The organism is Singulisphaera sp. GP187 (assembly GCF_900129635.1).
GTDB lineage: Bacteria > Planctomycetota > Planctomycetia > Isosphaerales > Isosphaeraceae > Singulisphaera.
This window is the reverse complement of record NZ_FSRB01000001.1, coordinates 2,016,648-2,043,629: the sequence shown is the minus strand read 5'-3', so window position 1 is coordinate 2,043,629 and position 26,982 is coordinate 2,016,648. Positions and strand designations below refer to the sequence as shown.

Annotated in this window: 13 protein-coding genes and 3 rRNA genes; 8 read left to right on the top strand and 8 right to left on the bottom strand. The window is 60.8% G+C overall.

Annotated features, from left to right (window positions below; genetic code table 11):
- The first annotated feature begins 135 nt into the window (after positions 1–135).
- The 6 genes from treZ to BUS42_RS07980 all read left to right on the top strand — a co-directional run bounded on the left by treZ (position 136) and on the right by BUS42_RS07980 (position 12,811).
- Complete coding sequence (gene treZ / locus BUS42_RS08005) at positions 136–1,980, top strand: malto-oligosyltrehalose trehalohydrolase (protein ID WP_074306458.1); 1,845 nt, start codon at positions 136–138, stop codon at positions 1,978–1,980.
- Positions 1,981–2,265: 285 nt separating this feature from the next.
- Positions 2,266–4,917 carry a malto-oligosyltrehalose synthase gene (gene treY, locus BUS42_RS08000; RefSeq protein ID WP_074306457.1) on the top strand — a complete coding sequence of 884 codons (2,652 nt, stop codon included), beginning with the start codon at positions 2,266–2,268 and terminating at the stop codon, positions 4,915–4,917.
- 125 nt (positions 4,918–5,042) lie between these two features.
- On the top strand, positions 5,043–8,360 hold the full coding sequence (treS, locus tag BUS42_RS07995; protein ID WP_074306456.1) for a maltose alpha-D-glucosyltransferase: 3,318 nt from the start codon (positions 5,043–5,045) through the stop codon (positions 8,358–8,360).
- A gap of 64 nt (positions 8,361–8,424) precedes the next feature.
- Positions 8,425–10,413, top strand: coding sequence for an alpha-1,4-glucan--maltose-1-phosphate maltosyltransferase (locus BUS42_RS07990; protein WP_410001700.1), 1,989 nt, complete (start codon positions 8,425–8,427; stop codon positions 10,411–10,413).
- Positions 10,414–10,548: 135 nt separating this feature from the next.
- Complete coding sequence (locus tag BUS42_RS07985; protein WP_074306455.1) at positions 10,549–12,138, top strand: DUF2271 domain-containing protein; 1,590 nt, start codon at positions 10,549–10,551, stop codon at positions 12,136–12,138.
- Complete coding sequence (locus tag BUS42_RS07980) at positions 12,083–12,811, top strand: PepSY-associated TM helix domain-containing protein (RefSeq protein ID WP_083670103.1); 729 nt, start codon at positions 12,083–12,085, stop codon at positions 12,809–12,811. The genes BUS42_RS07985 and BUS42_RS07980 overlap by 56 nt, the downstream gene beginning before the upstream one ends.
- Before the next feature lie 374 nt (positions 12,812–13,185).
- On the opposite strand, the gene rrf is transcribed toward BUS42_RS07980, so the two are convergent.
- The 3 genes from rrf to BUS42_RS07965 form a co-directional block, all read right to left on the bottom strand.
- Positions 13,186–13,294, bottom strand: a 5S ribosomal RNA gene (gene rrf, locus BUS42_RS07975).
- A gap of 251 nt (positions 13,295–13,545) precedes the next feature.
- Positions 13,546–16,357 (bottom strand): 23S ribosomal RNA (locus BUS42_RS07970).
- A gap of 622 nt (positions 16,358–16,979) precedes the next feature.
- Positions 16,980–18,493 (bottom strand): 16S ribosomal RNA (locus BUS42_RS07965).
- Together the 16S, 23S and 5S rRNA genes form the textbook arrangement of a ribosomal RNA operon.
- Before the next feature lie 818 nt (positions 18,494–19,311).
- On the opposite strand from BUS42_RS07965, the gene BUS42_RS07960 reads away from it, so the two are divergent.
- Both BUS42_RS07960 and BUS42_RS07955 read left to right on the top strand, forming a co-directional pair.
- Positions 19,312–20,025, top strand: a complete 714-nt coding sequence (locus tag BUS42_RS07960) for a 7-cyano-7-deazaguanine synthase (RefSeq protein WP_074306454.1) — start codon at positions 19,312–19,314, stop codon at positions 20,023–20,025.
- A gap of 24 nt (positions 20,026–20,049) precedes the next feature.
- The gene (locus BUS42_RS07955) at positions 20,050–20,457 is read left to right on the top strand and encodes a 6-pyruvoyl trahydropterin synthase family protein (protein WP_074306453.1); all 408 of its coding nucleotides are present in this window, start codon (positions 20,050–20,052) and stop codon (positions 20,455–20,457) included.
- A 205-nt stretch (positions 20,458–20,662) separates the two neighbouring features.
- Here the strand turns inward: BUS42_RS07955 and BUS42_RS07950 are convergent, their stop codons facing one another.
- The 5 genes from BUS42_RS07950 to BUS42_RS07930 form a co-directional block, all read right to left on the bottom strand.
- Complete coding sequence (locus tag BUS42_RS07950; protein WP_074306452.1) at positions 20,663–21,475, bottom strand: DUF4190 domain-containing protein; 813 nt, start codon at positions 21,473–21,475, stop codon at positions 20,663–20,665.
- 147 nt (positions 21,476–21,622) lie between these two features.
- Positions 21,623–22,153, bottom strand: coding sequence for a hypothetical protein (locus BUS42_RS07945; RefSeq protein WP_074310833.1), 531 nt, complete (start codon positions 22,151–22,153; stop codon positions 21,623–21,625).
- A gap of 196 nt (positions 22,154–22,349) precedes the next feature.
- Positions 22,350–22,550 (bottom strand): hypothetical protein, encoded by a 201-nt coding sequence (locus BUS42_RS44900; RefSeq protein WP_254053377.1) that lies wholly within the window; start codon positions 22,548–22,550, stop codon positions 22,350–22,352.
- A gap of 130 nt (positions 22,551–22,680) precedes the next feature.
- The gene (locus tag BUS42_RS07935) at positions 22,681–23,715 is read right to left on the bottom strand and encodes an SMP-30/gluconolactonase/LRE family protein (RefSeq protein WP_254053376.1); all 1,035 of its coding nucleotides are present in this window, start codon (positions 23,713–23,715) and stop codon (positions 22,681–22,683) included.
- A 192-nt stretch (positions 23,716–23,907) separates the two neighbouring features.
- The gene (locus BUS42_RS07930; RefSeq protein WP_254053375.1) at positions 23,908–26,763 is read right to left on the bottom strand and encodes a tetratricopeptide repeat protein; all 2,856 of its coding nucleotides are present in this window, start codon (positions 26,761–26,763) and stop codon (positions 23,908–23,910) included.
- Positions 26,764–26,982 lie beyond the last annotated feature (219 nt).

Here is a 26,982-nt window from a genome sequence, read left to right as displayed (position 1 = left end):
CTATCCACGGTGGATCTGGTCATTCACTCGACGCGAATCGTCGTTCTCTTGAGTCTCAGGCGCGGGGATTGCTCTACAGCCTCCCTCAAGCTTCTCTTGGGCGTGGAAAAGTGACGGGCTTGAGGATTCTCCAACGTGATTGATGACCCCGAAATTCCGTCGACCGGTATTTCATCGGTCGCTGAAAACCAGACAAGCTGGCGAGTTTGGGCTCCGAAGGCCGATCGAGTGGAGCTCGTCCTGGGTCTGGGCAGCGACGCCCAGCGATTCCCCATGGAATCGATCGGTCGGGGCTTTTTTGAATGCGTTACCGCACACATCGAAACAGGTGTGCGCTATGCCTACCGGCTCGATGGCGGTCCCCCCCTGCCCGACCCTGGTTCGCGATCGCAGCCCGATGGAGTCAACGCGGCTTCGGCGGTCTGGTATCCTGAAACGTTCCGATGGAACGAAGGCGCCTGGGGCGGGGTCGATCGATCGCGGCTCGTCGTTTACGAACTCCACGTGGGCACGTTTACCCCCGAGGGGACCTTCGACGCCCTGATTCCGCGGGTTGAGACCTTGCTCGAGCTCGGGATCACGGCCATCGAACTAATGCCGGTCGGCCAATTCCCAGGGACGAGAAACTGGGGTTACGACGGTGTCTTCCCGTTCGCCCCCCAGAACAGCTACGGGGGCCCTGATGCGCTCCAGCGGTTGGTCGACGCCTGTCATCGGTTGGGGATGGCCGTCTTTCTTGACGTCATCTACAACCATTTCGGTCCGGAAGGGAACGTGTTTCCGCAGTTCGGCGACTACCTGACCGACCGCTACAAAACCGCCTGGGGACCCGCCCTCAACTTCGACGGGCAGGGGAGCGACGCCGTCCGCGCCTTGGTCCTCGAAAACGCCCGGCAGTGGATCCGCGACTATCATTTCGATGGTCTGAGACTCGATGCGGCCGACCAGATTTTCGACCGAAGCCCGCGCCCCATCCTCGAGGAGATCGTCGAGGTCGTTCACCGCGAGGCGGCTCGACTTGGTCGTCCGGCTCACGTGTTCGCCGAGACCGACCTCAATGACGCGCCTCGGTTCCTTCTTCCCCGCGATCGCGGAGGGTACTCACTCGATGGCCAATGGAATGACGACTTCCATCACGCGGCGCACGTAGTATTGACCGGCGAGACGAACGGATACTATGCCGACTTTGCCAACGGGCCGGCCGCACTCGCCAAGGCCTACGAATGCGTGTTCGTCAATGATGGAAATTACAGTCCGTTCCGGGGGCGGCGCCACGGCACAACGGCGACCGAGTTCCGCGGCGATCGCTTCCTCGCGTTCACGCAGAATCACGACCAAATCGGGAATCGGCTGAAATCGGACCGGTACGCGTCATCGCTCGCCCCGTCCGCCGTTCGCCTGGCCGCGGGGATCCTCCTGCTTGCGCCCCGGATTCCGCTTCTTTTCATGGGGGAGGAATACGGCGAGACTCGCCCCTTTCCGTTCTTCTGCGACTTCCAGGAGCCAGGGATCATCCAGGCCCTCCGCGATGGGAGGAAAGCCGAGTTTGCCTACTTGGGCTGGGAAGCCGAAATCCCCGACCCGTTTGCGCCCTCAACGCGCGACGCGGCCGTCCTGAGCTGGTCCTGGGACACAGCGCAACGGCTTGGCCTGCGCAACCTCTACCGCGACCTGCTCCGACTGCGACGCGAACTGCCGGCCCTGGCGGACTTTTCTCATCCCCGAACGCGGCTGATCGAGGGCGGTGATCCCAACTCGGTCCTTGCCGTCCTCCGGGGCGGATCCAATCCCGAAACGTCTCCTGAAGTTCGGATTTATTTCAACCTGGGCCCGGATGAACAGCCCCCACTTGAAGACTGGATGACTCAACCGCTGCTCTTTCGGTCGGAAATCGAACGATACGGCGGCCCCGGATCCGAACCGAATTCCTGGGACGGCCGCCTTCGACCTCATGAATTTGTCCTCCTGGGGGCTGGGTGACCGCTTCGGTCCGCCCTGGAACGTGAGCCGCGTGCCTTGAGAGTCTCGGCGGCATTGTTTTTGCAACCTTGCCGTTACTTCGTCCAGGGAATTGGCGGGTCGGCTGGTTGCGGAAGCACGGGCTTCCGCATACTGTTGCGGTTGGGCGATCGACCGAGGTGGTTCTTGACCCATGAAACGGTGGAGGATCCGGGTCGGACAATTGGCTCTTCGTGCGTGCAAAGGTTGATCGGTCCGCCCCTGCCCTGTTATTGAAACATTAATATAACCGATTTGGTGAGCCTAATGCCGGTCCCCTTGGCCACGTATCGTGTCCAGATGCATGCGGAGTTCGGATTTGAGGCGGCGGCGGCGATCGCCGACTACCTGAGTGCCCTGGGGGTGAGCCACCTTTACGCCTCGCCTTACCTTCAGGCGAATCAAGGGAGTACGCATGGCTATGACATTCTCGACCATAGCCGGGTGAGTGAAGAAATTGGTGGGGCGGACGCACACGCCAAGCTTTGCGAGACGCTCGGGCGGAACAATCTCGGGCAGATCCTCGACGTGGTCCCGAACCACATGAGCATTTCGAGCCGGGACAACGTCTGGTGGTGGGATGTCCTCGAGAACGGTCAATCGAGTCTGTACGCGCAGTACTTTGACGTCGACTGGCAGCCTCCCGAACAAAAGCTCCACGACACGGTCTTGCTGCCGATTCTCGGCGACCACTACGGGCGGATCGTCGACGCCGGGGAAATCCAGCTTCAGTACCACAACGGCAGTTTTACCTTCCATTATCACGATCATGTGATGCCGGTGGCCCCTCGTTCGCTCAACGAGCTGCTAGAACGGGCGGCGCGCCGAAGCGATTCTCCCGACCTTGCCTTCATCGCCGACTCGTTCGGCAACTTGCCCCACTCCACCGCCACCGACGGGCCGAGCGTGACGCGGAGGCACCGCGATAAGGAAGTGTTGCGCAGGCAACTCGCCCGCCTCTGCGCCGAGAACCCGGCGATCGCCTCGGCGATCGACAACCTGGTCGAGGAGACCAACGTTTCGCCGAACGAGATCGACCTCTTGCTCGACCGGCAGAATTACCGGCTCGCCTATTGGCGATCGGCCGGTCAGGAGCTCGACTATCGCCGTTTTTTTGATATTAATACACTGGTAAGCATGAAAGTTGAGGATGAGCGTGTTTTTTCCGACATGCACGTTCTCGTTCTGAAATGGGTTCGCCAGGGGGTGCTCGACGGCTTGCGGGTCGATCACCCGGACGGCTTGCGCGACCCTGCCCAGTATTTTCAGCGGCTCACGCAAGCGGTGCCTCACGGTTGGATCGTCGTCGAAAAGATTCTCGAGCCCGGAGAGACACTTCCCGAAGACTGGCCAGTGGCCGGCACGACCGGGTACGACTTCCTCAATCGCCTGGGAAGCCTCCTGGTCGACCAGGAGGGTGAGAGACCGATCAGCGAGTTCTACACCCGGTTCACCGGGGTGTCGACCGACTACTTGAGGATGGTCCACCAGAAGAAGCACTACGTGCTGAAAAAGCTTTTCGGGAGCGACATCAATCGGCTGACGTTTCTGCTCGCCAAGGTCTGCGAGCGCCAGAAACGCTATCGCGACTACTCGCGCCGTGAACTGAACGCGATGCTCCGGGAAGTCATCGCCTGTTTCCCGGTCTATCGGACTTACGTCCGAGCCGAAGCGGGGCAAGTCAGCGACCGCGATACCCTCTACGTCACCCAGGCGATTGAATCGGCGAAGCGACACCGGCCGGATATTGATGAAGACCTCCTCGACTTCTTGCGCGACTTGCTGTTGTTGCGAGTGCGCGGGACGCTCGAATCGGAACTGGTGATGCGGTTCCAGCAGCACACCGGCCCGGTGATGGCCAAGGGGATCGAAGACACCGTCTTCTACAACTACAACCGGCTCGTCGCGCTCAATGAGGTGGGGGGAGATCCCGGGCGTTTCGGCCTGTCGCTCGACCAGTTTCACGCGGACTGCCTCGAAACCCAGAAACGGTGGTCGCAGTCGATGATCGCGACCACGACCCACGACACCAAGCGAAGCGAAGATGTCCGCGCTCGAATCTCCCTGCTCGCCGAGATTCCCGACCGCTGGGCCGAGACGGTCGAGCGCTGGGCGGCGCACAATGAATCGTCCAAGACCGGCGGGTATCCCGACCGCAACATCGAGTATCTCCTCTACCAGACGCTCGTCGGGGCCTGGCCGATCGATACCGCTCGCACCTTGGAATATGTGCAAAAGGTGGCGCGCGAGGCCAAGGCCTATACGTCCTGGACCGACCCGGATAGGGACTACGAAGCAGCGCTCCGCTCCTTCGTGGTGGCGCTTCTCGCCAATCCCGAGTTCGTGGCGGACTTGACCGGATTCGTCACGCCCTTGATCGAGCCCGGTCGGATCAACTCGTTGGCCCAGGTCCTCATCAAATTGACCGCTCCGGGGGTCCCCGACATTTACCAAGGGAACGAGCTCTGGGACCTCAGTCTGGTCGATCCGGACAACCGACGCCCGGTGGACTACGTCGTTCGCCGCCGCCTCCTCGACGCCTTGCGAACCGCGACCGCCGAGGAGGTGCTCGCCCGGTCCGATGAGGGGTTGCCCAAGATGTGGGTTACGAAGCAGGCTCTCGGCGTTCGAAAACGACGGCCCGCCCTTTTCGGACCGAACGGGGAATATCGCCCGATTCGTGCCGCGGGAGCCCGCGCCGATCATGTCGTGGCGTATTCACGCGGCCCCGGTTGTGTCGTCGTCGCTCCTCGACTCCCGCTTCGGCTCGACGGTCGCTGGGAGGAGACTTCGCTCCCCCTCCCCGACGGAGAATGGTACAACGAGCTCACGGCCGACGTGGTCTCAGGCGGCGTAACTCCGTTGAAAACGCTCCTGAAGCGGTTTCCCGTCGCCCTGTTGACACGACTCGATCGCTGAGAGCGGAGAATTGGGACGGCTGGGCGGGTCGCCTTGATCGCGATGACGACTCGGGTTCGTCGAAGCTTGGAAAGGTTTGGAACGAATGATGGATCATACCAAAGCGGAAGAATCAGGAGATCTTCATGGCCGAGTCTGACCCGCTCTGGTACAAAGACGCAATCATCTACGAACTGCACGTGAAGGCGTTTTTCGACAGCAACGAGAACGGCCTGGGCGACTTCGCCGGCCTGATGCAGAAACTCGACTACCTGCAAGACCTCGGGGTGACTTGCCTCTGGCTCCTTCCCTTCTACCCTTCACCGTTGCGTGACGACGGCTACGATATCGCCGACTACTTCAGCGTTCACCCTGAATACGGCACGGTGAAAGACTTTCGCCAGTTGGTCCGCGAGGCGCACCGGCGCGGGATTCGCGTCGTCACCGAGTTGGTGATCAATCACACCTCCGACCAACACCCCTGGTTCCAGGAGGCGAGGAATGCTCCGCCAGGCTCGGCGAAGCGGAACTTCTATGTCTGGAGCGACAGTCCCAAGAAGTACGCGGCCGCTCGAATCATTTTCACGGATACGGAGACGTCGAACTGGACCTGGGACCCGGTGGCAAAGGCCTACTACTGGCATCGGTTCTTTCACCACCAGCCCGACCTCAACTTTGACAATCCCCAAGTCCTCCGCGCCGTGTTCAAGGTGATGCGGTTCTGGCTCGACATGGGGGTCGACGGTATGCGGTTGGATGCCATCCCCTACCTCATCGAACGCGAGGGGACGAACTGCGAAAACCTGCCCGAAAGCCACGACATCCTCAAGAAGTTCCGCAAGGAGATGGACGAGCACTATAGCGACCGGATGCTGCTCGCCGAGGCCAACCAATGGCCCGCCGACGTGCTCGACTACTTCGGCGACGGCGATGAGTGCCACATGGCGTTCCACTTCCCGCTCATGCCACGCATCTTCATGGCGCTTCGGCAAGAGGATCGCCATCCGATTGTGGAAATCATGCGGCAGACGCCGGACATCCCCCCGGACTGCCAATGGGTCACGTTTCTCCGGAACCATGACGAGCTCACGCTCGAAATGGTTACCGATGATGAACGTGACTACATGTATCGTGAGTATGCGGCCGACCCGCGAATGCGCCTCAACCTGGGAATCCGCCGCCGCCTGGCCCCTTTGATGGGAAACAACAGGCGCAGTATTGAACTGATGAATAGCCTGCTCTTCTCGCTCGTCGGCACCCCGGTCATCTACTACGGCGACGAGATCGGCATGGGGGACAACATCTATCTGGGAGATCGCGACGGCGTTAGGACTCCCATGCAGTGGACCGGCGACCGCAACGCGGGATTTTCGAGGGCCGACTTCGCCAGGCTCTACGCCCCACCGATCATCGACCCTGTCTTTGGCTATCAGAGCATCAACGTGGAGGCCCAGCAGCGCGAAGCCTCCTCGCTGCTCAACTGGATGAAACGGCTGATCACACTCAGGAAGCGATTCCAGGCGTTCGGGCGGGGAACTCTCGAGTTTCTCCACCCCCGGAATCGCCAGGTCCTGGCCTACATCCGGAGCTACGGTGATGAACAGATTCTCGCCGTGGCCAATGTCTCTCGTTTCGTCCAGCCGTTCTCACTCGACCTCGAGCGATTCCAGGGCTATACACCGGTGGAACTCTTCGGCGGAGTCGAGTTTCCGACGATCGGCGAGGCGCCCTATTTCCTTTCGCTCGGCCCTTATGCCTTCATGTGGTTTCGGCTCGATCGATTGACCCATTCGATCGATCGCGGCGTCGTTCGGGCGCCGGCGCTGGCCGCTGAGGCACTCCCGAGCCTCACCCTGGCGGGGGGATGGGACACCTTGATGGAAGGGAAGGCACGGGCCACGCTCGAACGAACGGTCTTGCCCAACTATCTCTTGCGCCAGCGCTGGTTCGGGGCCAAATCGCGGACCCTTGAAACCGTGAGCATCCGCGATTGGGTGACCGTGAGTGGGGCCACCTCCCCTGCCCTGCTCGTTTTCATTCGCGCCTATTACAGCGATGGGCACTCGGATAAGTATTCTGTGCCGCTTGCAATCGCCGAGGGGGTCGCGGCCGAGTCGCTGCTACTGAACCAGCCGGCGATGGCCTTGGCCTTCGTCGCGGCGGGAGACTTGGCGGGGGTTCTCTACGACGCGGTCGCGAACGATGAGTTTTGCGAACGCTTGCTCCAGACGATCGAGGGGCCGAGCACGATCAAGACCCGCTCGGGAATGATCCAGGGAATCAGGACCTCGGCCTTCGACCAGATCGAAGGGGCACCCACACCGCTCCAGCGCGGCTCGGCCGAGCAAAGCAATTCCACCGTATTCTACGGCAGACGCTTCTTGATGAAGCTCTTCCGGAGACTCGATAGCGGCGTGAACCCCGACCTGGAAATTGGCCGTTTCCTTACGGAAAAGGCGGAATTCCCGAGAATTCCCAAGACGACCGGGGCCCTGGAATATCGCGCGAGTCGCGCCGAACCCATCACGATCGCGCTCTTGCAAGAGTATGTGTCGAACCAGGGCCAGGGGTGGCAACTGGCTCTCGACGTCCTCGGTCGTTATTACGAACATGTCAGCACCCAGGAACATCGGCTCTTCAAGATCGAGATCGATCATCGCTCGGTGCTTGAACTCGGTTCCATGGAGCCGCCCCCGGTAGTCTTCGAGGTCGTCGGCGCAGCTCTGAACACGGCGGGAGTGCTCGGCAAACGGACCGCGGAAATGCACCTGGCCTTGGCCAGCGACGGCGAGGATCCCAACTTTGCGCCCGAACCGCTCGAGCAGGACGAGCTTGCCGAGATGGTCAAGTCGCTCCAGGTGCAAGTTCGGATGTCGCTGACCCTGCTTCGCGAGAAGCTTGATTCGCTGCCGGCGTCACTTCAACCCCTGGCGCACGAGATTCTCGACACGGGGGCGGGGATCGCCGCGCGCTTCAAGCCGCTGGCCGAGGGCGTCGGCCCCTTGGTCAAGATCCGCTGCCACGGCGACTATCATCTTGGCCAGGTGCTCTGGCATGAAAACGACTTCATTATCCTCGACTTTGAAGGGGAGCCCGGCCGACCCGTCACCGAGCGGAGGGCGAAGAAGTCCCCGCTCCGCGACGTGGCCGGAATGCTCCGCTCGCTCGACTACGCGGTTTACAGCAAGCTGATTAGCGTCAGCCGCGACCAGCCGGAGAGTTTCGATCGCCTCGAGCCCTGGGCCAAGGTCTGGAAGAACTGGACGTCCGCCGCCTATTTGCGAGAATACCGCGTGACGGCCGCCTCGTTGCTGCCCGACGATGAGGCCCTGATGTCGCTCCTGCTTGAATTCTTCATGCTGGAGAAGACCCTCTTTGAATTTCAGTATGAACTCAACTATCGTCCCGACTGGGTTCGGATTCCCATGCTGGGCATCCTCCACTTGATGAAGCCTGGCGGTTGATCCCGTTCCGACGACGGCAAGAGTGAGCCTTGAGGAGTTTTCAGTCGTGAAGTCAGCGCAGAGCATGGTGGTGAAAGGGCAGACACAGCCGGTCCACGTGAAGGAGAAGCCGGTGCCTCCTCCTCCTCGGGTTGTGATCGAAGGGGTCCAGCCCGAGATCAATCACGGCAAGTTTCCGATCAAGCGGACCGTCGGCGAGGATGTGGTCGTCACGGCCGACATTTTCGCCGAAGGCCATGACCTGGTCGCGGCCGTCCTTCGTCATGGCCCGATCGGTGGCGCGGACTGGACCGAAGTGCCCCTGTCGGACCTGGGCAACGATCGTTGGAGCGGAACGTTCACCGTGACCACCCAGGGGCGTTACGGGTATACGCTCCAGGCGTGGGTCGACGCTTTCGCGACCTGGCGGCGGGACCTTTCCAAAAAGGTCGATGCCGGCCTGAACGTCTCGAGTGAGCTTCTGGAAGGTGCGGAACTCGTCAAGCAGGCGGCGCAGCGGGCCGGCGGAGTCGATGCCGAGCGACTTCGCTTTCAGGCCGACGTGCTGGGCCATGGCGGTGATAGCGGTGCCCGCGTCAAGCTCGCCCTCGACCCTGAACTGACCTCGTTGATGACGCGTTACGTCGATCGCAGCGGAGCGACCACGTATGAGCGGACACTTGCCGTCACGGTCGAGCGTGAACGGGCGCGGTATGGCGCCTGGTATGAGATGTTTCCCCGTTCGAGCTCGCCCGATCCGGGTCGACACGGGACGTTCAAGGACGTTGAGGCGAGGCTCCCTTACGTCGTCGGAATGGGGTTTGACGTTCTCTATCTGCCCCCGATCCATCCGATCGGCCTGAGCTTTCGCAAAGGGCCGAACAATACCCTCACCCCTGGGCCGAACGATCCGGGAAGCCCCTGGGCGATCGGCTCCCCCGAAGGGGGGCACAAGGCCGTCTTGCCGGAGCTCGGCACCTTGGAGGACTTCGATCATCTCGTCGCCCGGGCCCGGGAACTCGGCCTCGAGCTTGCGCTCGACATCGCCTACCAGTGCTCGCCCGACCACCCCTACGTCAAAGAGCACCCGGAGTGGTTCCGCCACCGACCCGACGGCTCGATCAAGTACGCGGAGAATCCCCCCAAGAAGTACCAGGATATTTATCCGATCGACTTCGAGTCGAGCGATTGGCAGACGCTTTGGGAAGAACTTCGGGATGTCGTGCTCTTCTGGGTCTCCCACGGTGTCACGATCTTCCGGGTCGATAACCCGCACACCAAGGCCTTTCCGTTCTGGGAGTGGATGATCCGCGAGGTCTGGGATCGCCATCCCGACACGATCTTCCTCGCCGAGGCATTCACCCGACCGAAGGTGATGAAGTACCTGGCCAAGTCGGGCTTCTCTCAGTCGTACAGCTACTTCACCTGGCGGACGACGAGGGAGGGCCTGACCGAGTACTTCACCGAGCTGACCCAGACCGAAGTGGCCGAATACATGCGGCCGAACCTGTTCGCGAACACCCCGGATATTCTCCACGAGTCGCTCCAACACGGGGGCCGACCCGCGTTCCAGGCCCGGCTCGTCCTGGCGGCGACTCTGGGGGCGACCTATGGCATTTACGGCCCGCCGTTCGAGCACTGTGACGGCACGCCGGTGCGCCCCGGGTCGGAAGAATACCTCGACTCGGAAAAGTACCAATGTCGCTATTGGAACCTTGATGAGCCGGGAACGCTTCGGTACTTCGTGAGCCGGGTGAACACGATCCGCCGCGACAATCCGGCCCTCCACTTCGATCGCAACCTGCGCTTCTTCTCCACCAGCAACTCGGAGTTGATCGCCTATGCCAAGACCACACCCGACCACTCCGACATCATCCTGGTCGTTGTGAACCTCGACCCGTTCCATGTCCAGGAAGGCTCGATCCAATTTCCATTCTGGGAGTTTGGACTGAACGATTCCTATCAGGTCCACGACCTGCTCTCGGACGCACGGTACGACTGGCGAGGGGACTGGAATTTCGTCCGGCTCGACCCGCATGTCTGCCCGGCGCACATCTTCCGCGTCTGGCGATGAGCTGCGCGACCGCGGCGGAGGATTTTTCCGAGACTCAACGACGCTCGCATGCGATGATGACGCGACCCGGGGCCCAACGGCCCCGACCTTCGATTGCTCTCGATAACGTCGGGGTTGTCCCTCGGAGATCGCGTCATGAGCCCCTGTTCATCCCTTGGACTCCCGGCCCTTGTGGTCTGGGGGTCCCTTCTTTGTATTCTCAATCCCGCAATTGCGGAAGAGTTCACGTTCTATCACGAGAACGTGTTGGGAACCTCGCTCGAGTTGCGCACCAAGGCCGACACGGCCGAGGCAGCGTCCTGGGCCGAGGAACGGGTCTTACGGGAAATCGATCGCCTTTCGGCGATTTTCAGTGGATATGACCCGAACAGCGAGTTCAGTCGTTGGCAAGCGACGGCCAACGTCGCGATCAAGGTCTCGCCGGAGCTCTTTGCGGTTCTTCAGGCGTGCGATGAATGGGCCGCTCGCACGGGAGGAGCGTTCGACCCACGCGTGGAGGCGCTGACGCAGCTCTGGTCGAAATGCGCCAAGCAGAATCGGATTCCGACCGCCGCCGAACTGTCCGCGACCAAGACGCTGATGAGTCGACCCGCTTGGCAACTGGACGTCCAGGCCCGGACTGCGGAACGGTTGGGCGCTTGCCCACTGAGCCTCAACGCGATTGCCAAGGGGTCTATCGTCGAATTGGCCTGCAATGTGGCGCTGGACCGAGGTCGAGGGATTCGTGGGATTCTGCTTAATATCGGCGGCGACTTACGGGTTTGTGGTGACTTGGGGACATCGATCGCCATCGTGAATCCAGCGAGCGACTCCGAGGGGGCGGAACCGCTGTCTCAGGTGGAAATCAAGGCGCGTTCGGTCGCTACCAGTGGGAATACGCAGCGCGGGTATCGAATCGGAGGTCAGTGGTACTCGCATATTTTTGATCCCAGAACCGGGCGACCCGTTGAGCAGATCACGAGCGCCACCGTCATCGCAGATCGAGCCGACGTGGCTGATGCGCTCGCGACAAGTTTCAATGTTCTGCCGGTCGCGGAGAGTCTTCGCCTGGCCAACGCGCTTCCGGACGTCGAATGTCTCCTGGTCGAGCGTGACGGGAGCACCCACCGGAGCAACGGCTGGCCGGAGGAAGCCAAGTCTGTGACGCGATCCACCGCGATCGCCGCGCCCTTGGCCATCGAATTGAGCGGCCCAGCCAAGGAGCGGGCGGAGCCGAAGAAGCCCGGGTCGGGCCGGTTGTGGAATGAGGATTTCGAGTTGCTCGTCGCGTTCGAGATCCAGAAACCGGAGGGGGCCCCGGGACGATATCGCCGCCCCTATGTCGCGGTCTGGATCGAGGATAAGGACGGCGCGTCGGTTCGCACCCTGATCTTGTGGGCTCAGAAGAATGCGCGATCGCAGTGGGTCGCTGACCTGCGACGCTGGTATCACGGCGACCAGGCTCGCCGGCTTGTGGACGGGTTCGACCTTCGCAAGTCGTTGTCCCGGGCAACACGCCCGCCTGGCAAGTATGATGTGGTCTGGGACGGGAAAGATGACCAAGGCCGTCGACTTCCCGCCGGCGACTATACGGTCAGCATCGAAGCCGCCCGCGAACATGGCACGTATCAGAGTATCCGCAAACGCGTGACCATCGCTGACACGCCGTTCGTCGAGGACCTCAAGGGTAATGTCGAGATCAAATCCGCCACGCTCGCCTATCGTCGAAAAGGTCAGGAACGCTAGCGCACTGGCCGGGCTGACGGCCTCACCGGATCAACGCTCGTTTCGACGAACGTTCAGTATCCGGCTCGCGGCCTCCATCCGTTGGCTCCACATCTACCTGTCCATGTTCGGACTGGCGGCCGTTCTCTTCTTCAGCGTGACCGGGCTCACGCTGAATCACCCCGACTGGTTTTACGGCGAAACCGAGCGTTCGGTCCAGTTTCAGGGACAGTTGAGCCTGACCTGGCTTCGCCCCAAGACGACGGAGCACGAGAACAAAGGCGATCTCGCGACGGAGCCGCAAGTCAACAAGCTTGAAATTGTCGAATTTTTGCGGTCGTCACACGGGATTCGTGGTGCTCTGGCCGATTTCAAGGTGGATGAGAGCGAGTGTGCGGTCACCTTCAAAGGGCCAGGTTATTCGGCTGACGCCTTCATCGATCGTGAGACAGGTCATTACGAATTGACCGAGACTTCCCATGGTCTCATTGCAATTATGAACGACCTGCACAAAGGACGGGATTCGGGAGCGGTCTGGTCGGTCCTGATCGATGTCTCCGCCGTGCTGATGACCTTGATTTCGCTCACAGGTCTCGTCTTGCTGTTCTATCTGAAACGGCGACGCATCCCCGGCTTGGTCGTTTCGGTGGTCGGCGCGATCGTCGTCGTTGTTGTTTATATGTTTTTTCAATGAGACGAGTCGAGAGCGTAAGCTCTCCCATGAATTCGCTCGTCCGTAAGGTGAGCGGGGAGCGGATCGCTCCCTGTCCCCCTCCGCAAAACCATTCCCTATGATTTCCAGCCAGGAGCTCCCTGGAACCGTGGGCGTCCCGCCCGCTCTTCGATCAATTCCCCTGGGACCACGGGCGACCCGCCCGCTCTTGTATTGAATTGAAAGATCAAATTGAATTGCGGGCGGGTCGCCCGCGGTCCCAGGGGGGGCGATCGCTGACCTGCGGGCGGGATTCGCTCACCTGGGGAAGGCGAGCGAAAGCTTCACGCAAGCTAGCGCGCAATAAAAAACGCCCCGACCCTTCGATGAAGAGGGATCGGGGCGTTGCTGAAGGATTCCGGCGATCACCGACTTTCGCGCCAAAGGCACTATCATGGGCCTGACGGGCTTAACGGCCGTGTTCGGAATGGGAACGGGTGGGACCCCGTCAGTATGTTCGCCGGAAAAGCACTCGGCAAGCGATCAAGCCTGCCGAGCACGTGTCGGTCGTTCAGGTTCGTGTGGTCATCACGCAAGCTCAAACCGCGCGTTTCGATGGGCATGACCAACCGTCTTCGAGTCTCTTCACGACGCGTGGTCCCCGTATTGGATGGGATCCGTCGCCGTGTGATCGATCGAATGCGATCGGTGAATGATGCAACCCTGATTCCTGTCCGATTCGAGTCCCGATCAAGGGAGCCGGCGGACGGATCGGGGTGGTCAAGCGATCGGCTGTTAGGACCGGTCGGCTGCGGCGATCACTCGCCGTGCACTCCCGGCCTATCGACCTGGTCGTCTTCCAGGAGCCTTCGCACTTGCGTGCTGGAAACCTCGTCTTGAAGAGGGCTTCGCGCTTAGATGCCTTCAGCGCTTATCCTTTCCCGACCTAGCTACCCGGCGATGCCCCGAGCGGAACAGCCGGTACACCAGAGGTCGGTCCTCCCCAATCCTCTCGTACTAGGGGAGACCCTTCGCAAGTTTCCTACGCCCACGGCAGATAGGGACCGACCTGTCTCACGACGGTCTGAACCCAGCTCGCGTACCGCTTTCATTGGCGAACAGCCAAACCCTTGGGACCTTCTCCAGCCCCAGGATGCGATGAGCCGACATCGAGGTGCCAAACCTCCCCGCCGCTATGGACGCTCGGGGGAGATCAGCCTGTTATCCCCGGAGTACCTTTTATCTGTTGAGCGACGGCCTTTCCATCCAGCACCGCCGGATCACTAACGCCGACTTTCGTCCCTGCTCGACTGATGGGTCTCGCAGTCAGGCACCCTTCTACGTTTGCGCTCATGTTGCCAGATTGCCGACCTGGCCGAGGGTACCATTGCACTCCTCCGTTACTCTTTGGGAGGAGACCGCCCCAGTCAAACTGCCCGATGAGCATGGTCCCGGTCCGGGCTACGGACCGGTGAGGATCAGAGTCATTTCAGGGTGGTATTTCACCGATGGCTCCCCGACGGCTGGCGCCGCCGGATCACGGCCTCCCACCTATGCTACACAGAAAGGACGCTGACCCAATGCCAACCTGCAGTAAAGGTTCACGGGGTCTTTCCGTCTGACCGCGGGTACGTGGCATCTTCACCACGGCTACAGTTTCACCGGGTCCCTCGTGGAGACAGTGCTCCAGTCGTTACGCCATTCATGCAGGTCGGAACTTACCCGACAAGGAACTTCGCTACCTTAGGACCGTCATAGTTACGGCCGCCGTTTATCGGGGCTTCGGTCGCCAACTTCAGCTTACGCCTCATCGGCTCCCTTAACCTACCGACACCGAGCAGGCGTCAGACTCTATACGTCCTCTTGCGAGTTGGCAGAGTCCTGTGTTTTTGATAAACAGTCGCTAGAGCCGATTCTCTGCGGCTCTCCTTACGGAGAGCACCCCTTATACCGAAGGTACGGGGTCATTTTGCCGAGTTCCTTCACGAGGGTTCTCCCGAACGCCTTCGGATACTCGCCTAGCACACCTGTGTCGGATTGCGGTACGGGCCGGATGGTTCGTCCCGACAGGGCTTTTCGTGGCCGGCTTGGCATCAGGCTTCCAGATCGAATGCTGTCGGCCTTGCGGCACGGAGTATTCTAGCACCCCGACCTGACTGAAACCGGCGTCCTCTGTCGTTCAACCTTACCATCGGGTGGCGGAATATTAACCGTCTGTCCATCGGCTACGCCCTTGGGCCTCGCCTTAGGTCCCGACTGACCCTGGGCGGATTGACCTTCCCCAGGAAACCTTGTGCTTTCGGCGGACAGGCTTCCCACCTGTCTTGTCGTTACTCGTTCCGGCATTCGCACTCGCCCACGCTCCACAGATCGTTTCCATTCTGCTTCGTTGCGGTGGGCGACGCTCTCCTACCATCAGTTTTTAACCTGATCCGCGACTGCGGCACGACGCTTAGTCCCCGTCATTTTCGGCGCGGGATGGCTCGACCGGTAAGCTGTTACGCACTTTTGAAATGATGGCTGCTTCTAAGCCAACATCCCGGCTGTCACCGCGATCCCACTTCCTTTGCCACTGAGCGTCGATTTGGGGGCCTTGGTCGGCGGTCTGGGTTGTTTCCCTTTTGAACGTGAAGCTTATCCCCCACGTTCTGACTCCCGGGGTCCGTCACGCGGTATTCGGAGTTGGGTTTCGGAGGGTAGGCGGGAAGCCCCCCTACCGAATTCCGTCGCTCTACCCCCGCGTGATATGTCCCGAGGCTGGCCCTAAAGCCATTTCGGAGAGAACGAGCTATCTCCAGGTTTGATAAGACTTTCACTCCTCCCCACGGGTCCTCCCCCAGTTTTTCAACACTGGTGGGTTCGGTCCTCCACGACCGGTTAGGGTCGCTTCAACCTGCCCATGGGTAGTTCACCTGGTTTCGCGTCTACTGCACCCGACTATGGCGCCCGATGAAGACTCGCTTTCGCTACGGCTCCCCCCCTGAAGGGGTTAACCTGGGGCCGGATACAGTAACTCGCCGGATCATTATGCAAAAGGCACGCGGTCACGCGGTCTCCGAAGAGACATCGCGCTCCCACCGCTTGTAGGCACGGGGTTTCAGGTTCAGTCTCCTCCCCTAATCGGGGTTCTTCCCACCGTTCGGTCGCCCTACTGGGTTCGCTATCGGTCGTCATCGAGTGCTTAGCCTTGCGGGATGGTCCCCGCCGATTCAGGCCGGGTTTCACGTGCCCGACCCTACTCGGGTACCGAAGAGGGGAGGTCGCATCGTCGCTTACGGGGCTATCACCCGCTCTGGCGCTCCGTTCCAGGAGACTTCAGCTGACGCTCACTCATCCCATGTTATCGGCCCCACGACCCCGAGTGGTGTCCCACTCGGTTTAGGCTGATCCCCGTTCGCTCGCCGCTACTGAGGGAGTCTCGGTTGATTTCCTTTCCTCCGGGTACTGAGATGTTTCAGTTCCCCGGGTCTCTACAGGCATTCCAGGATCGACGTTCGTTAGGCAACTCCCCTGGACTTATCGCAGCCTTCCACGCCTGTCTCTCTGATGACGCCTAGGCATCCCCCCCGTGCCCTTAGGAGCTTGACCACGCCGATCCGGACGCCGCGGTTTCCCGAAAGAAACTCGACTGCCGAACTGGCGAGGGGTCAGTCCCCGATCTCTCTTCGATCGAGTGCCCAGCGTCTCGCGACGCAGGAGTCACTCTCACTTGGGTAACGATCCCAATGTGAGGTCGGTTGCCTCGCGGCAAGCGACTCTCACGCATCCGTAAGGGTTCCACTGTATTGTGGAGAGATTCTTCTACTTTGGTCTGCCACGACCACTTCGTTTGCGGTTCTCACTTGCGTGATCTAACCACCGAATTGAAAAAGAGCTGACCGAACTCCCACGACGGACCCGCAAGGCCGAAGCCTTGAAGTTCCCTCCTGAGAATCCGCACTGGCCGCTGGCCAGGGGGCGAGACCGCGTACGGTCCCGCCCCGCACCCAGCAGTGCAACGCAAACGGAAGAAAGCGAAAGGACCCCTCGGATGAGGGGTCCCCTCTCTGGTCGATCGTGTACGTGTGGTTTGAGAACCTTCGTGGGAAGCCGGCGTAAATACCATCTGATCAAGGAGACGGTGCCGATGCGGCCCTTCTTGAATCGGTTCCATCGCCGAAGCGATGTTCCACGATCCTCAGAGCCGAGATTTTCTAAGAAAAATCCTTAGAAAGGAGGTGATCCAACCGCAGGTTCCCCTACGGTTACCTTGTTACGACTTAGTCCCCATCACGGGTTTCATCTTCGGCGCCTGCCTTGCGGCTCCGGCGACTTCGGATGCCCCCCGCTTTGGTGGCTTGACGGGCGGTGTGTACAAGGCTCAGGAACACATTCACCGCGGCATGCTGATCCGCGATTACTAGCGATTCCAGCTTCATGCGGGCGGGTTGCAGCCCGCAATCCGAACTGAGGAACGGTTTTTGCGATTAGCGTGACTTTGCAGCCTAGCAACGCTCTGTCCGCCCCATTGTAGTACGTGTGCAGCCCCAAGCATAAGGGCCATGAGGACTTGACGTCATCCCCGCCTTCCTCCGGCTTAACGCCGGCGGTCTGTCTAGAGTTCCCACCATAACGTGCTGGCAACTAGACACAGGGGTTTCGCTCGTTAGGGGACTTAACCCAACACCTCACGGCACGAGCTGACGACAGCCATGCAGCACCTGTGCACGTTGTACCTTGCGGCCTCACCGACGTTTCCGCCGGCTAATCCGTGCATGTCAAGCCTGGGATAAGGTTTTGCGCGTAGCCTCGAATTAAGCCACATACTCCACCGCTTGTGTGAGCCCCCGTCAATTCCTTTGAGTTTCAGCCTTGCGACCATACTCCCCAGGCGGGGTACTTCACGGTTTCCCTACGACAGGGAGCCCATCGGCGAGCCCCCTATCCAGTACCCATCGTTTACGGCCAGGACTACCGGGGTATCTAATCCCGTTCGCTCCCCTGGCTTTCGCGTCTCAGCGTCAGTAGGCATCCAGGACCTCGCTTTCGCCACGGGCGTTCCTTCCGATCTCAACGCATTTCACCGCTCCACCGGAAGTTCCAGGTCCCCCTATGCCCCTCCAGACTCGTCGTATCCGCGCCCCTTCCCCGGTTGAGCCGGGGGATTTCAGCGACAGACGCACGAACCCGCCTACACGCGCTTTAAGCCCAATGATTCCGAATAACGTTCGCACGGTTCGTCTTACCGCGGCTGCTGGCACGAACTTAGCCCGTGCTTCCTCCAGGGATCAATCAAGGCCTTTCGACCCTTTTTCCCCCTCGACAGGAGTTTACAACCCGAAGGCCTTCATCCTCCACGCGGCGTCGCTCGGTCAGGCTTGCGCCCATTGCCGAAGATTCTCGACTGCAGCCTCCCGTAGGAGTCTGGGCAGTGTCTCAGTCCCAGTGTGCCGGGCCACGCTCGCACGCCCGGTAGGCATCGCAGCCTTGGTGGGCCATTACCCCGCCAACAAGCTAATACCACGACAGCCCGTCCCAAGACGCCGAAGCTTTGGCAAAACACCGATGCCGGTGTCGTTGCGTCGCTGGGGATTACCCGCGGTTTCCCGCGGCTATACCCAATCTTGGGGTTGGTTACCGTCGCCTTACTCACCCTTGCGCCACTGGCCTTGCGGCCCGTTCGACTTGCATGCCTAATCCACGCCGCCAACGTTCATTCTGAGCCAGGATCAAACCCTTCGAGATTGGTCGTCTCCCTTGCTCCGAAAAGCAAGAGATCCGGTCCTCACCTTCTAGGGTTGAGGAATTTGCTAACTGGTCGCAGCTCGAGGGCACCGGGGCAAGCCCCTGCTCCCTCGTGCTGTTGGCTGTTGGATCCGTCTCCGTCGCCATTCGACCTCCAACCAAACGGGGTCGAGACGACTCAAACGGCTCCACGCCGGCTTCCCTCAAAGGTTCTCTGTTAACCACAGAACCACGATCGACCGGATTGTCAAAGAACGAAGTTGCTATCGATGCGATTGGCCGGAGCGACTTGCCTGTGAAGGCGTGTCACGCCGGCCGACCCTACCGACAACATCGCGGCCCGCTGTCTTGGTCGTCGGTTTCCCGCAGCCAGGTCAGCCGGCCGTTTCGTTGTCACCCGTGGTGACACAGGCGACAAGGGAGATAATAGCAGGTTGGCTCCGAAGGTCAACAGTCGAGTGGTCCCCGAGCGGCCGTTTTTAAAAATCCAAAAATGAAGACGTGAATGGGTGGTCTTGCGCAGGAACGTTGAATCATGACATCACGGACCTTGTGGCGGCTTACTCCCCTCTCTGCCGGGATGGTGTTCCGAGCGATTTTCTCCGTCCGCTTCTCGTCTGGGGAGGCCTGGTCGTGCGAGTTGGGCGGGCTCTGCGTGGTTTGGAGACGAAGGCCGTTCGGTCAACCGGATTGCGTCGTGGTCCACTATCCCTCGGGATGAGGGCGTCTTAAAATGCTTCGGTTGGTCTGATGCGTGGTCCGTTCGTGTCGGACGTAGGTCGCATTTGACGTCAAGACCGGCAGGCAGGTTACAGACGATGTCCGAATTAGACGCGATCCCTGAAGTCGCTGTGCTAGTCAGCGGCGGCTTGGAGAGCGCGATCCTCTGCGTCGATTTGCTCCGGCAGTTCCGTCGGGTCCGCCCGCTCTACTTTCGGTTTGGGCTCCACTGGGAAGAGGTTGAGCTGGGCTGTTTGCGGCGTTACCTCCAGGCTGTCGAGCACCCGGGGCTCTTCCCTCTCGAGATTCTGGACGAGCCGGTCGCCAATGTTTATGGCCGGCATTGGAGCGTGGAGGGAATTGCTGTTCCCGACGCGACCTCGCCTGACGAGGCGGTTTACTTGCCCGGTCGCAACTTGCTGTTCATTTCCAAAGCGGCGGTGTGGTGCCGGCTGCGGAATGTCGAGCATCTTGCCTTGGGCAGTCTTGGCACCAATCCGTTCCCGGACAGTACGCCGACGTTCTTTGAACAGATCGAGGCGGCCGTGAACCAGGCGATGGACGGCCGGCTCCGAATTTTGCGACCGTTTGACCGGATGCATAAGGACGAGGTGTTGAAGCGAGGCCGCGACCTCCCCTTGCAGTTTACGTTTTCCTGCCTGAGTCCGGTGGACGGCCAGCACTGCGGACGGTGCAATAAGTGCGAGGAGCGTCGCAACGGATTTCGCGATGCGCGCTTTCCCGATCCAACGAATTACGCCGCGACTTCTCCTGACGGCCCGAATGGAACGGCCGCGGGAACTGACCTTTAGACTTTAGACGAGACGAATCCCACGATGTACCGAGTGACGCGCGAGATCGCTTTCTGCTATGGGCATCGCTTGCTCAATTACGAGGGGAAGTGCAAGCATCTTCACGGCCACAATGGCCGAGCGGTGATCGTGCTCGAGGCCAATGCACTCGACTCACGGGGCATGCTCGTCGACTTTGTTGAGATCAAGCAGAAAGTTCAGCGCTGGATCGACGAGAACCTCGATCACAACATGCTCCTCTGCCGCGACGACCCGATTCTGCCTGTCCTGATCGAGCAAGGTGAGCGCGTCTTCGTGATGGACGCGAATCCAACGGCCGAGAACATCGCTCGACTGATCTTCGAACGCACCGCGGACGAGGGGCTTCCGGTGGTCGAGGTCATCCTTTGGGAGACGGAGAAGTGCTATGCGGCCTACTCGGCCTCCGGCTGAGCTTCGGCATCAGTGACGTTCCGTTGAATCGGCTTTCGAGTGTATGACACGTTGAAGTCGACCTGATACGGAAAGAGGTGGTGGGTTGTCCCCACCACCTCTTCGGAATCATCGGCTTGCTTGGTCGTTCGCGGGAGCGCTCGTTGAATTTCAAGCAAGGGATAGGGCCATTGGGTCGTGCTGGGTCCCTCCACCCACTGGTGAGTTAGTGAGCGTGACCCTGCCCCTGTCCTTCTTCGGTGGTTGATTTTTGTTTGTGCACGTAGGAAGCAGGTTCATACGGGAATTTCGAGTTCTCGACCCACCACTGCGTCCGCCCCTTGATCGTCGCCCCCTTGATAAAGATCAAGGCGTACTGCTCTTTCTCGGGGAATTTCTGGTTTCCGGGGCCTTGAAGCCGGTAGAGGGCGGAGGCGTACGGATTCATGCCGTCGAGGCCGTGCCCTTCCAGTCTTTCGAAGACGATGGCTTCGCCAGGCCCGCTGGACAGACGGTCCTGAAGATTCCGCAACGCGGCAAGCTGTTCGTTAGGCATGCCGGGTTGGGCCTGGGCGGAGATTTCTTTGTAGATCTCGGCCGGCTTCTTTCCCTCGCGAGCGAGCGGCGAGACCGTATAGAACACGGCGTCCTCGATACTTCCCTTTTTCAAGACGTCGGCATATTGCGATGCAAAGTGTCCCGCGCCTCGCGAGCGGAGGAAATCTTGGACCAGGGTGCTCGTCACCGCGGCCAGACCGAAGACGAGGCCGAGTGCCATTCCGGCTTGGGCCATCTTTCGGCCCGTCCAGATCTCGGGATCGCGACGAATCCGCCGTTCGGCGCTCAGGCCCAGAACGATCGCGGCAACCGTGAACGCGAGAAAGAACCAGCTGGTGAAGCAGAGGACGGCCACTAACCCGCAGAGCAAGCTCAGAATCGCTGCCGGGCTGATCGCTCGGTAAGCGGCAATTTCGTTATCAATGCCCGAGATCGGCGCTGATATTGATACGGATGGCTTCTGATCTTGATCGAGCGCCACGTTCAAAACTCCTGCGGCGGGGAAACGGTCCGGTCTGGATTGGGCTCGACCCGGTGCGGGAAGAAAAGCTCCGACAACAAATCCGCGAACCGGCCGACGGACCTGACGTCTTTGAGGCTAATCAGACCTGAGTTAAGCGTCAAGTGTTCAGCGCGACGCGAGGCCCGGGAATCGAGCGGGCATGAAGGTCGAAAAGGCCATGGCCACCCAGAAGAGCCCGAGGATCCACCCGGTGACGTTGGTCCAGGACCAAGAACGACTCCCCAGGCGGCATCGCCAACCGGCGAGGAGCACCGCGAGCATGGTCATGCCCATCGCTTCGTATCCGAGCGGCGTCGCCCAGGCTTCCATCCGCCAGGAACCGCGGGCCATCGCCGTGGCGTTGAACACCCAGAGCAAGAGACCGCCGGTCATCCAGAGCAATTCCCCGAGTCCGCGCTCGCCGGAATCGACTCGGGCCAGCACGACGGGGCCCACCAGCGCGAGACAGCCCGCGAGCGTATAGATACCGGCGAGCAAGTCATGAGGGGGCCAACTGACCCTCCCTCGCTGAACGAGAATGTAGAGGCCATAGCTGACGGCCACGCTCAGCAGGACGGCATTGACGAGTTGCGGCGACGTGGAGTTTCCCGCGGGCGAATTCGCGGTCGCCTTGGTCCCGGTACGTTTCGGAGGCATCGGTGGTCGGCTTCCCATCGGCGAGGTGGTCGTGCGCAGGACGAACCCCGACTCAACCCAGTTGAGGAACAATTGGCTGCCGACTCTTTCCTTCGACGTCGGGAGAAGGCCGCGATCAGTCGAAATCGGCGATTTGGCCCACCCCCGCGCGGGCTTGGTCGGTCCTTCGCCCGTTGCGGGTTGCGACGATTGTCACTCATTGCGGAAAGAGCGGTTCCGCGCGATCATGCCTCGACTCGCCAGCCGTTGTTCGGCGAATCGAGGATGCGTTCGTGTCGTCGACCCCCCAGGGCCCCGAGGTGTCGAGAGCGGAGTGAGCGCGTTGGAGTTCGACCTCCAACGCGTCACGCTGAAATTGCGGTTGGCGTCTGGATCCCGGGAAACGACGGACATCCACAACCAGGCTGATCGACGACGCCTCAAGGAGCCCGAGAAAGACGCCGAACTCCCGATTCGAGTCGAGTGGCCAATCGTTCAGATTTCCCGGGTTATCCCTTTCTTAACGCAGGCCTTGGAGTCTCGTTCGCTCAGAACCCGAGTCCCTTGGTCGTCAAGCGGATCCGGGCGAGATACATATCGGCGTTCACATAGAGCGTCGAGCCATCGTCACCCCAGGCGCAGTTGCCGTTGGCCTCGCCCGTGGCAAGTGTTCCGAGGTGGGTGCCGTCGGGGCTGAAGATGAAAACGCCTCCCGGAGCTGTGGCGAAAAGATTCCCCGCTTGATCGACTTTCAGACCGTCGGGCAATCCTTTCAAGGCCTTGTTCTTGGCCAACGACGTGGCGTCGAAAAAGACTTTTCCTTGGCCGAGCGTGCCGTCCTGCTTGACGTCATAGGCCATCCAAAGGGCTTGATCTGGGTCGGAGTTCGCCACGTACAACGTCTTCTCATCAGGGGAAAAGGCGATCCCGTTGGGATAGGTCATCTTGTCGGTCAGGAGGGTGACCTTACCGTCCTTGGAAAGGCGGAAGACGCCGTTGAACCCCAACTCCTTCTTCGGATCGTCGTTCTTCCCGAGCAGACCGTAGGGGGGATCGGTGAAATAGAGGTCGCCATTCGACTTGAAGACGGCGTCGTTGGGGCTGTTAAATCGTTTCCCCTCGTAGCGATCGGCGAGGACTTTGAACTTACCATCGGGTTCAAGCCGAGCGATGCAACGGTCGCCATGCTGGCAGAGAACGAGCCGGCCCTGGGCATCCATGGTCAACCCGTTGGAGCCCGGTTCACCGCCTCGCGGGACGGAACCGGTGTATCCGCTCGGCTTGAGGAAGACGCTGGCCCCCTCCCCTTCCTTCCAGCGGTAGACGATGTTCTGGGGGACGTCGGAGAACAGAAGAAACCGACCTTGCCGGTCCCAGACGGGTCCCTCGGACCAGTCGTAGCCGTCGGCGAGCCGTTCGATCTTCGCCTCGCTCGGGACCAAGCGATCGAGACGTGGATCCTTTCGCTCGATCGTGCCAAGGGAAGGGTATTCCTTCTTCTCCTCCGCCGGCGCGTCCCGGCACATAAGTCCGATCGCGGTCCAGGCCGAGAGAGCAATGATTTGCAGCCGGATTGCATTCATGAGCATACCACTCCGCGGGAAGAGCCGGGTCGCGAAGACCGATTTGTGAGGGCCGAGGCCTGAACTTAGCCCTCCCGGAAGTCGCTGACAATCATCTCCCGAGCCAACGGCTGGTTTTCGCGTGGGTGTTGAGCCGTGGAATTGCACGGAGCTCGGTCATCGTTACAACCCGTCCTGAAGTCGGGCAGAATCTCAGAGCTCGGCAAAAGGAAGGGTTTCGCCCACGATCGTTTGGGCGGCCGCCTTGGCGACATTATTCCCCTTCGGTGCATGGTCGGCCGCCATGCGAGCATGGCGGAGGGCTTCGGTCGCGCGGCCCGCGTCCTGCTCGAGAATGGCCAGGCCGTAGTGGGCCTCGAAGAGGTCGGCGTCGTCGCGCAGTGCCTCCTGATAATGCCGACGAGCCTCATCGAACACGCCTTCCACCAAGTAACTCACCGCGACCCGGGCCGAGCGGATCGCGGGCTGCGATGGATTGCTCGCCTTCTGCCAGAGGACGCGGGCGCGTTCGGCTTCTCCGAGGTGGAGTCGGAGGGTTGCGATGCGATCGGTAATCTCCCAGGGCCTCGTCTCGCTTGGGTAGGCCCGCTCGAGGAGATCGGCCGCCGGTTCGGCCCGACCCGAGTCGAGCATCGATGCAACGATCCGGTCGAGTTCGCTCAGGTTCTCCCAGGTCGTACCGATCTCCGGCCCTAACTGTTCGCGAAGCTTCGCGAGCTCATTGGCGGACTTGGCCTGGGTTTCGCTCTGATTCGGGTTGATCGGTCGCAGTCCAATAAGACGCTCGTGCAACGGGGCGGCCGCCTCGTTCATGAGCCGATCCTGGTATTGCTGGCTCAAGAGAAGGAGTGTGAGAAAATCGTTCGGTGCGGCCAGATGAGCACGTCTGAGCGCATAGGTCGCACGGACCGCAGAGAGGTCGAAGACCGGATCGAAAGGGAGCCGGTATCGCTGAACACGATGCTTCGGCTCGATCGCAGCCTCGCGGGCCGACTCGAGCTCACCGATCAACTTCCAACCGTTCGGCGACTCAAGGTCGGCCTGATGAATCCGCCGGGCGTAGTCGAGGCCCAGGAGAACCATCGGCCTGGCCAGGTCGGGTCGCTGATGCGCTTGCAAGACGCCAGCGTAGGCCCAGATGGCTTTGGCCGAGGCGATTAACGCATCAATCCCTTGAGGGATCGTTGCCGAACTTGGTTGAAAATGGCGCGCGGCGAAATTGACCTGAGCGGTGCGGACGACCTCCGCATTCGAATCGTGAACGAAAAGCGCCACGATGGGATCGAACCAGACGCAGCGCCAGTGCGGTGTGGTCATGAGATTCGCGCCGATCATCGAATTGGCGGCATGTCCCACCAGGATGACGGGCCGACCGATCTCGTCGAGCTGGGCAGGCCAGTTCGACGATTCTTTCAAGCCCGCGATCTCGCTCTGAAGGTTGAGATAACGCTCATATAACTCGGGTCCGACCACCTCGAGTCGAGCGTCGACGAACACCTTCCGTTCGAGGCCGGGAGTTCGCTCCGCGCCGTGGTAGTAGTCATAAAGTGCGGCGTAGCCGTCGTGAAAACTGAGGAAGCGATTGGGCATCCCCGGTTTCCCGGCGAACTTGACCGCCTCGTGCGGGAACCAGAGCGGTTCCTCTCCCAGTCCGATCCGTCGGTCCTCGCCGGTCCAGGCGTAAAGTCGGCCGGTGGCGACGATCGCGAACACAAATGCGATGCAGCCGAGCGTGGCCAACCGTGGGAGGATGAACGGAGCGAGCGACTCGCCCTCGATTCTGGGCCGGCGCCGGCGGATGGCGGCCGCCCACTCCGCGAGATTCCAGGCGGTGATCGTGCCCACCACGGCCGCGAACTGATGGCTATTTCGGGTGGCCTGCCAGCTCAACCGACAGAAGGCGGCGAACAGCAAAAACCGGAAGAGCGTCATCGACCAGTCTCGCACTCGTTCCTGCGAAGGCTCTTGGGCCGGCTTCGTCCGTTTCGCCGACTTCCGTTTCGGCTTGGACGCGTCTTTCGTGGAAGTTCCTTGAGCTGACGGGTCGACTTGCGGATCGATCGGCGGGGATGAGGCCGGAGTACGCGCCGCGACCGACCAGAGGATCGGAACAACGAAGCTCAAGGCGCCCAGGATGATGGTGAGAAGTTGGAGGCAGAGCGGCAGGTTGTACCAACCCACATTCCGTCTGATGAACTCCGGGATTGGGGTCAACTCGGCAATCGACTTCGAGAAGATCGGATTCCCCATCGTCTGCAAGAGCTGGAGGGGGTAAATCGCTCCCATCAGCCCATACGGATTGAGCAGGCAGGCCGCGCCCGTCAAGAGTGTTGCAATTCCGACGGTGCGCCACCAGCGCGTTCGCGACGGAGCAAACGCACCCGGTCGAAAAATCGCGGCGATGAGGGCAAACCCAATCAGAATCGGGCCGAGAACGAAGAGTCCTTGCGAGTTGACCCACGCCACCTGAACGATCGGCAGCAGAAACGCAAGCCTGGGGTGTTTGTCCCAACGAAACAGAATCGCCAGGTCCGCGCACAGGTAAAGGAGGGTAAACGTCTCCGGCCGTACATACATTCGACCGCTGAGGACGAGCAAGGCGGGCAGCCAAGCCAGGAGCATGACCCAGACCGGCCAGTCCCGTTTCTTGGTGGTGATGACCAGAAGGAGTGCGATGCAGGTGATCACGCACTTGGCCAGGTTCAAGGCCACGACCCCGCCGTGCGCGTAACCCCAACTCAGAGCGACTTGAAATCCCCAGTGCAAGTCGATCCAAGGATGGTCGGGCACCGTGAACGTATAGAGGTCGGAGACGGGAACGGTGTGGTGCTCGCGAATCCAGTCACCGGTCCGGAGGTGCCACCAGAAGTCGGTATCTTTGAGCGGGAAGATGCCCAGGAGGAACGTGAGCGCCAGGAAGGACGCGATCAGGATCCAGTCGAGCACGCGAAGAGTGGCCGGGAGCGGAGGGTGTTCGTCGATGAGCGGGGGGGAACCTAGGGCCGGCTTGGACCTCGGCTTTCGCGCCGGCGGACTCTCCGAAGACATCGGCGAACCTCGAGAGGGAAACAGGGGAACGGGGGATTGGCCCCCGCCAGTTTAACCGAGTCGGAGGTCCAGGGTCGAGTCGTTACGTGACGTTTGATGCGACTGGCGAACCGAACATGTCGTTGAATTCTCAGGTTCCCGCTGCTACGCTCGACACCCTTCCCAGGCGCCACCGGGCGTTGGGGAATGGGCCCACCATCCACTCACACCTTCGAGGAG

Coding starts and splice junctions, on each gene's coding strand:
- treY (WP_074306457.1), top strand. CDS start 2,266: ATGCCGGTCCCCTTGGCCACGTATCGTGTCCAGATGCATGCGGAGTTC.
- treS (WP_074306456.1), top strand. CDS start 5,043: ATGGCCGAGTCTGACCCGCTCTGGTACAAAGACGCAATCATCTACGAA.
- BUS42_RS07990 (WP_410001700.1), top strand. CDS start 8,425: ATGGTGGTGAAAGGGCAGACACAGCCGGTCCACGTGAAGGAGAAGCCG.
- BUS42_RS07985 (WP_074306455.1), top strand. CDS start 10,549: ATGAGCCCCTGTTCATCCCTTGGACTCCCGGCCCTTGTGGTCTGGGGG.
- BUS42_RS07980 (WP_083670103.1), top strand. CDS start 12,083: ATGTCGAGATCAAATCCGCCACGCTCGCCTATCGTCGAAAAGGTCAGG.
- BUS42_RS07960 (WP_074306454.1), top strand. CDS start 19,312: ATGTCCGAATTAGACGCGATCCCTGAAGTCGCTGTGCTAGTCAGCGGC.
- BUS42_RS07955 (WP_074306453.1), top strand. CDS start 20,050: ATGTACCGAGTGACGCGCGAGATCGCTTTCTGCTATGGGCATCGCTTG.
- BUS42_RS07945 (WP_074310833.1), bottom strand. CDS start 22,153: ATGCCTCCGAAACGTACCGGGACCAAGGCGACCGCGAATTCGCCCGCG.
- BUS42_RS07935 (WP_254053376.1), bottom strand. CDS start 23,715: ATGAATGCAATCCGGCTGCAAATCATTGCTCTCTCGGCCTGGACCGCG.
- BUS42_RS07930 (WP_254053375.1), bottom strand. CDS start 26,763: ATGTCTTCGGAGAGTCCGCCGGCGCGAAAGCCGAGGTCCAAGCCGGCC.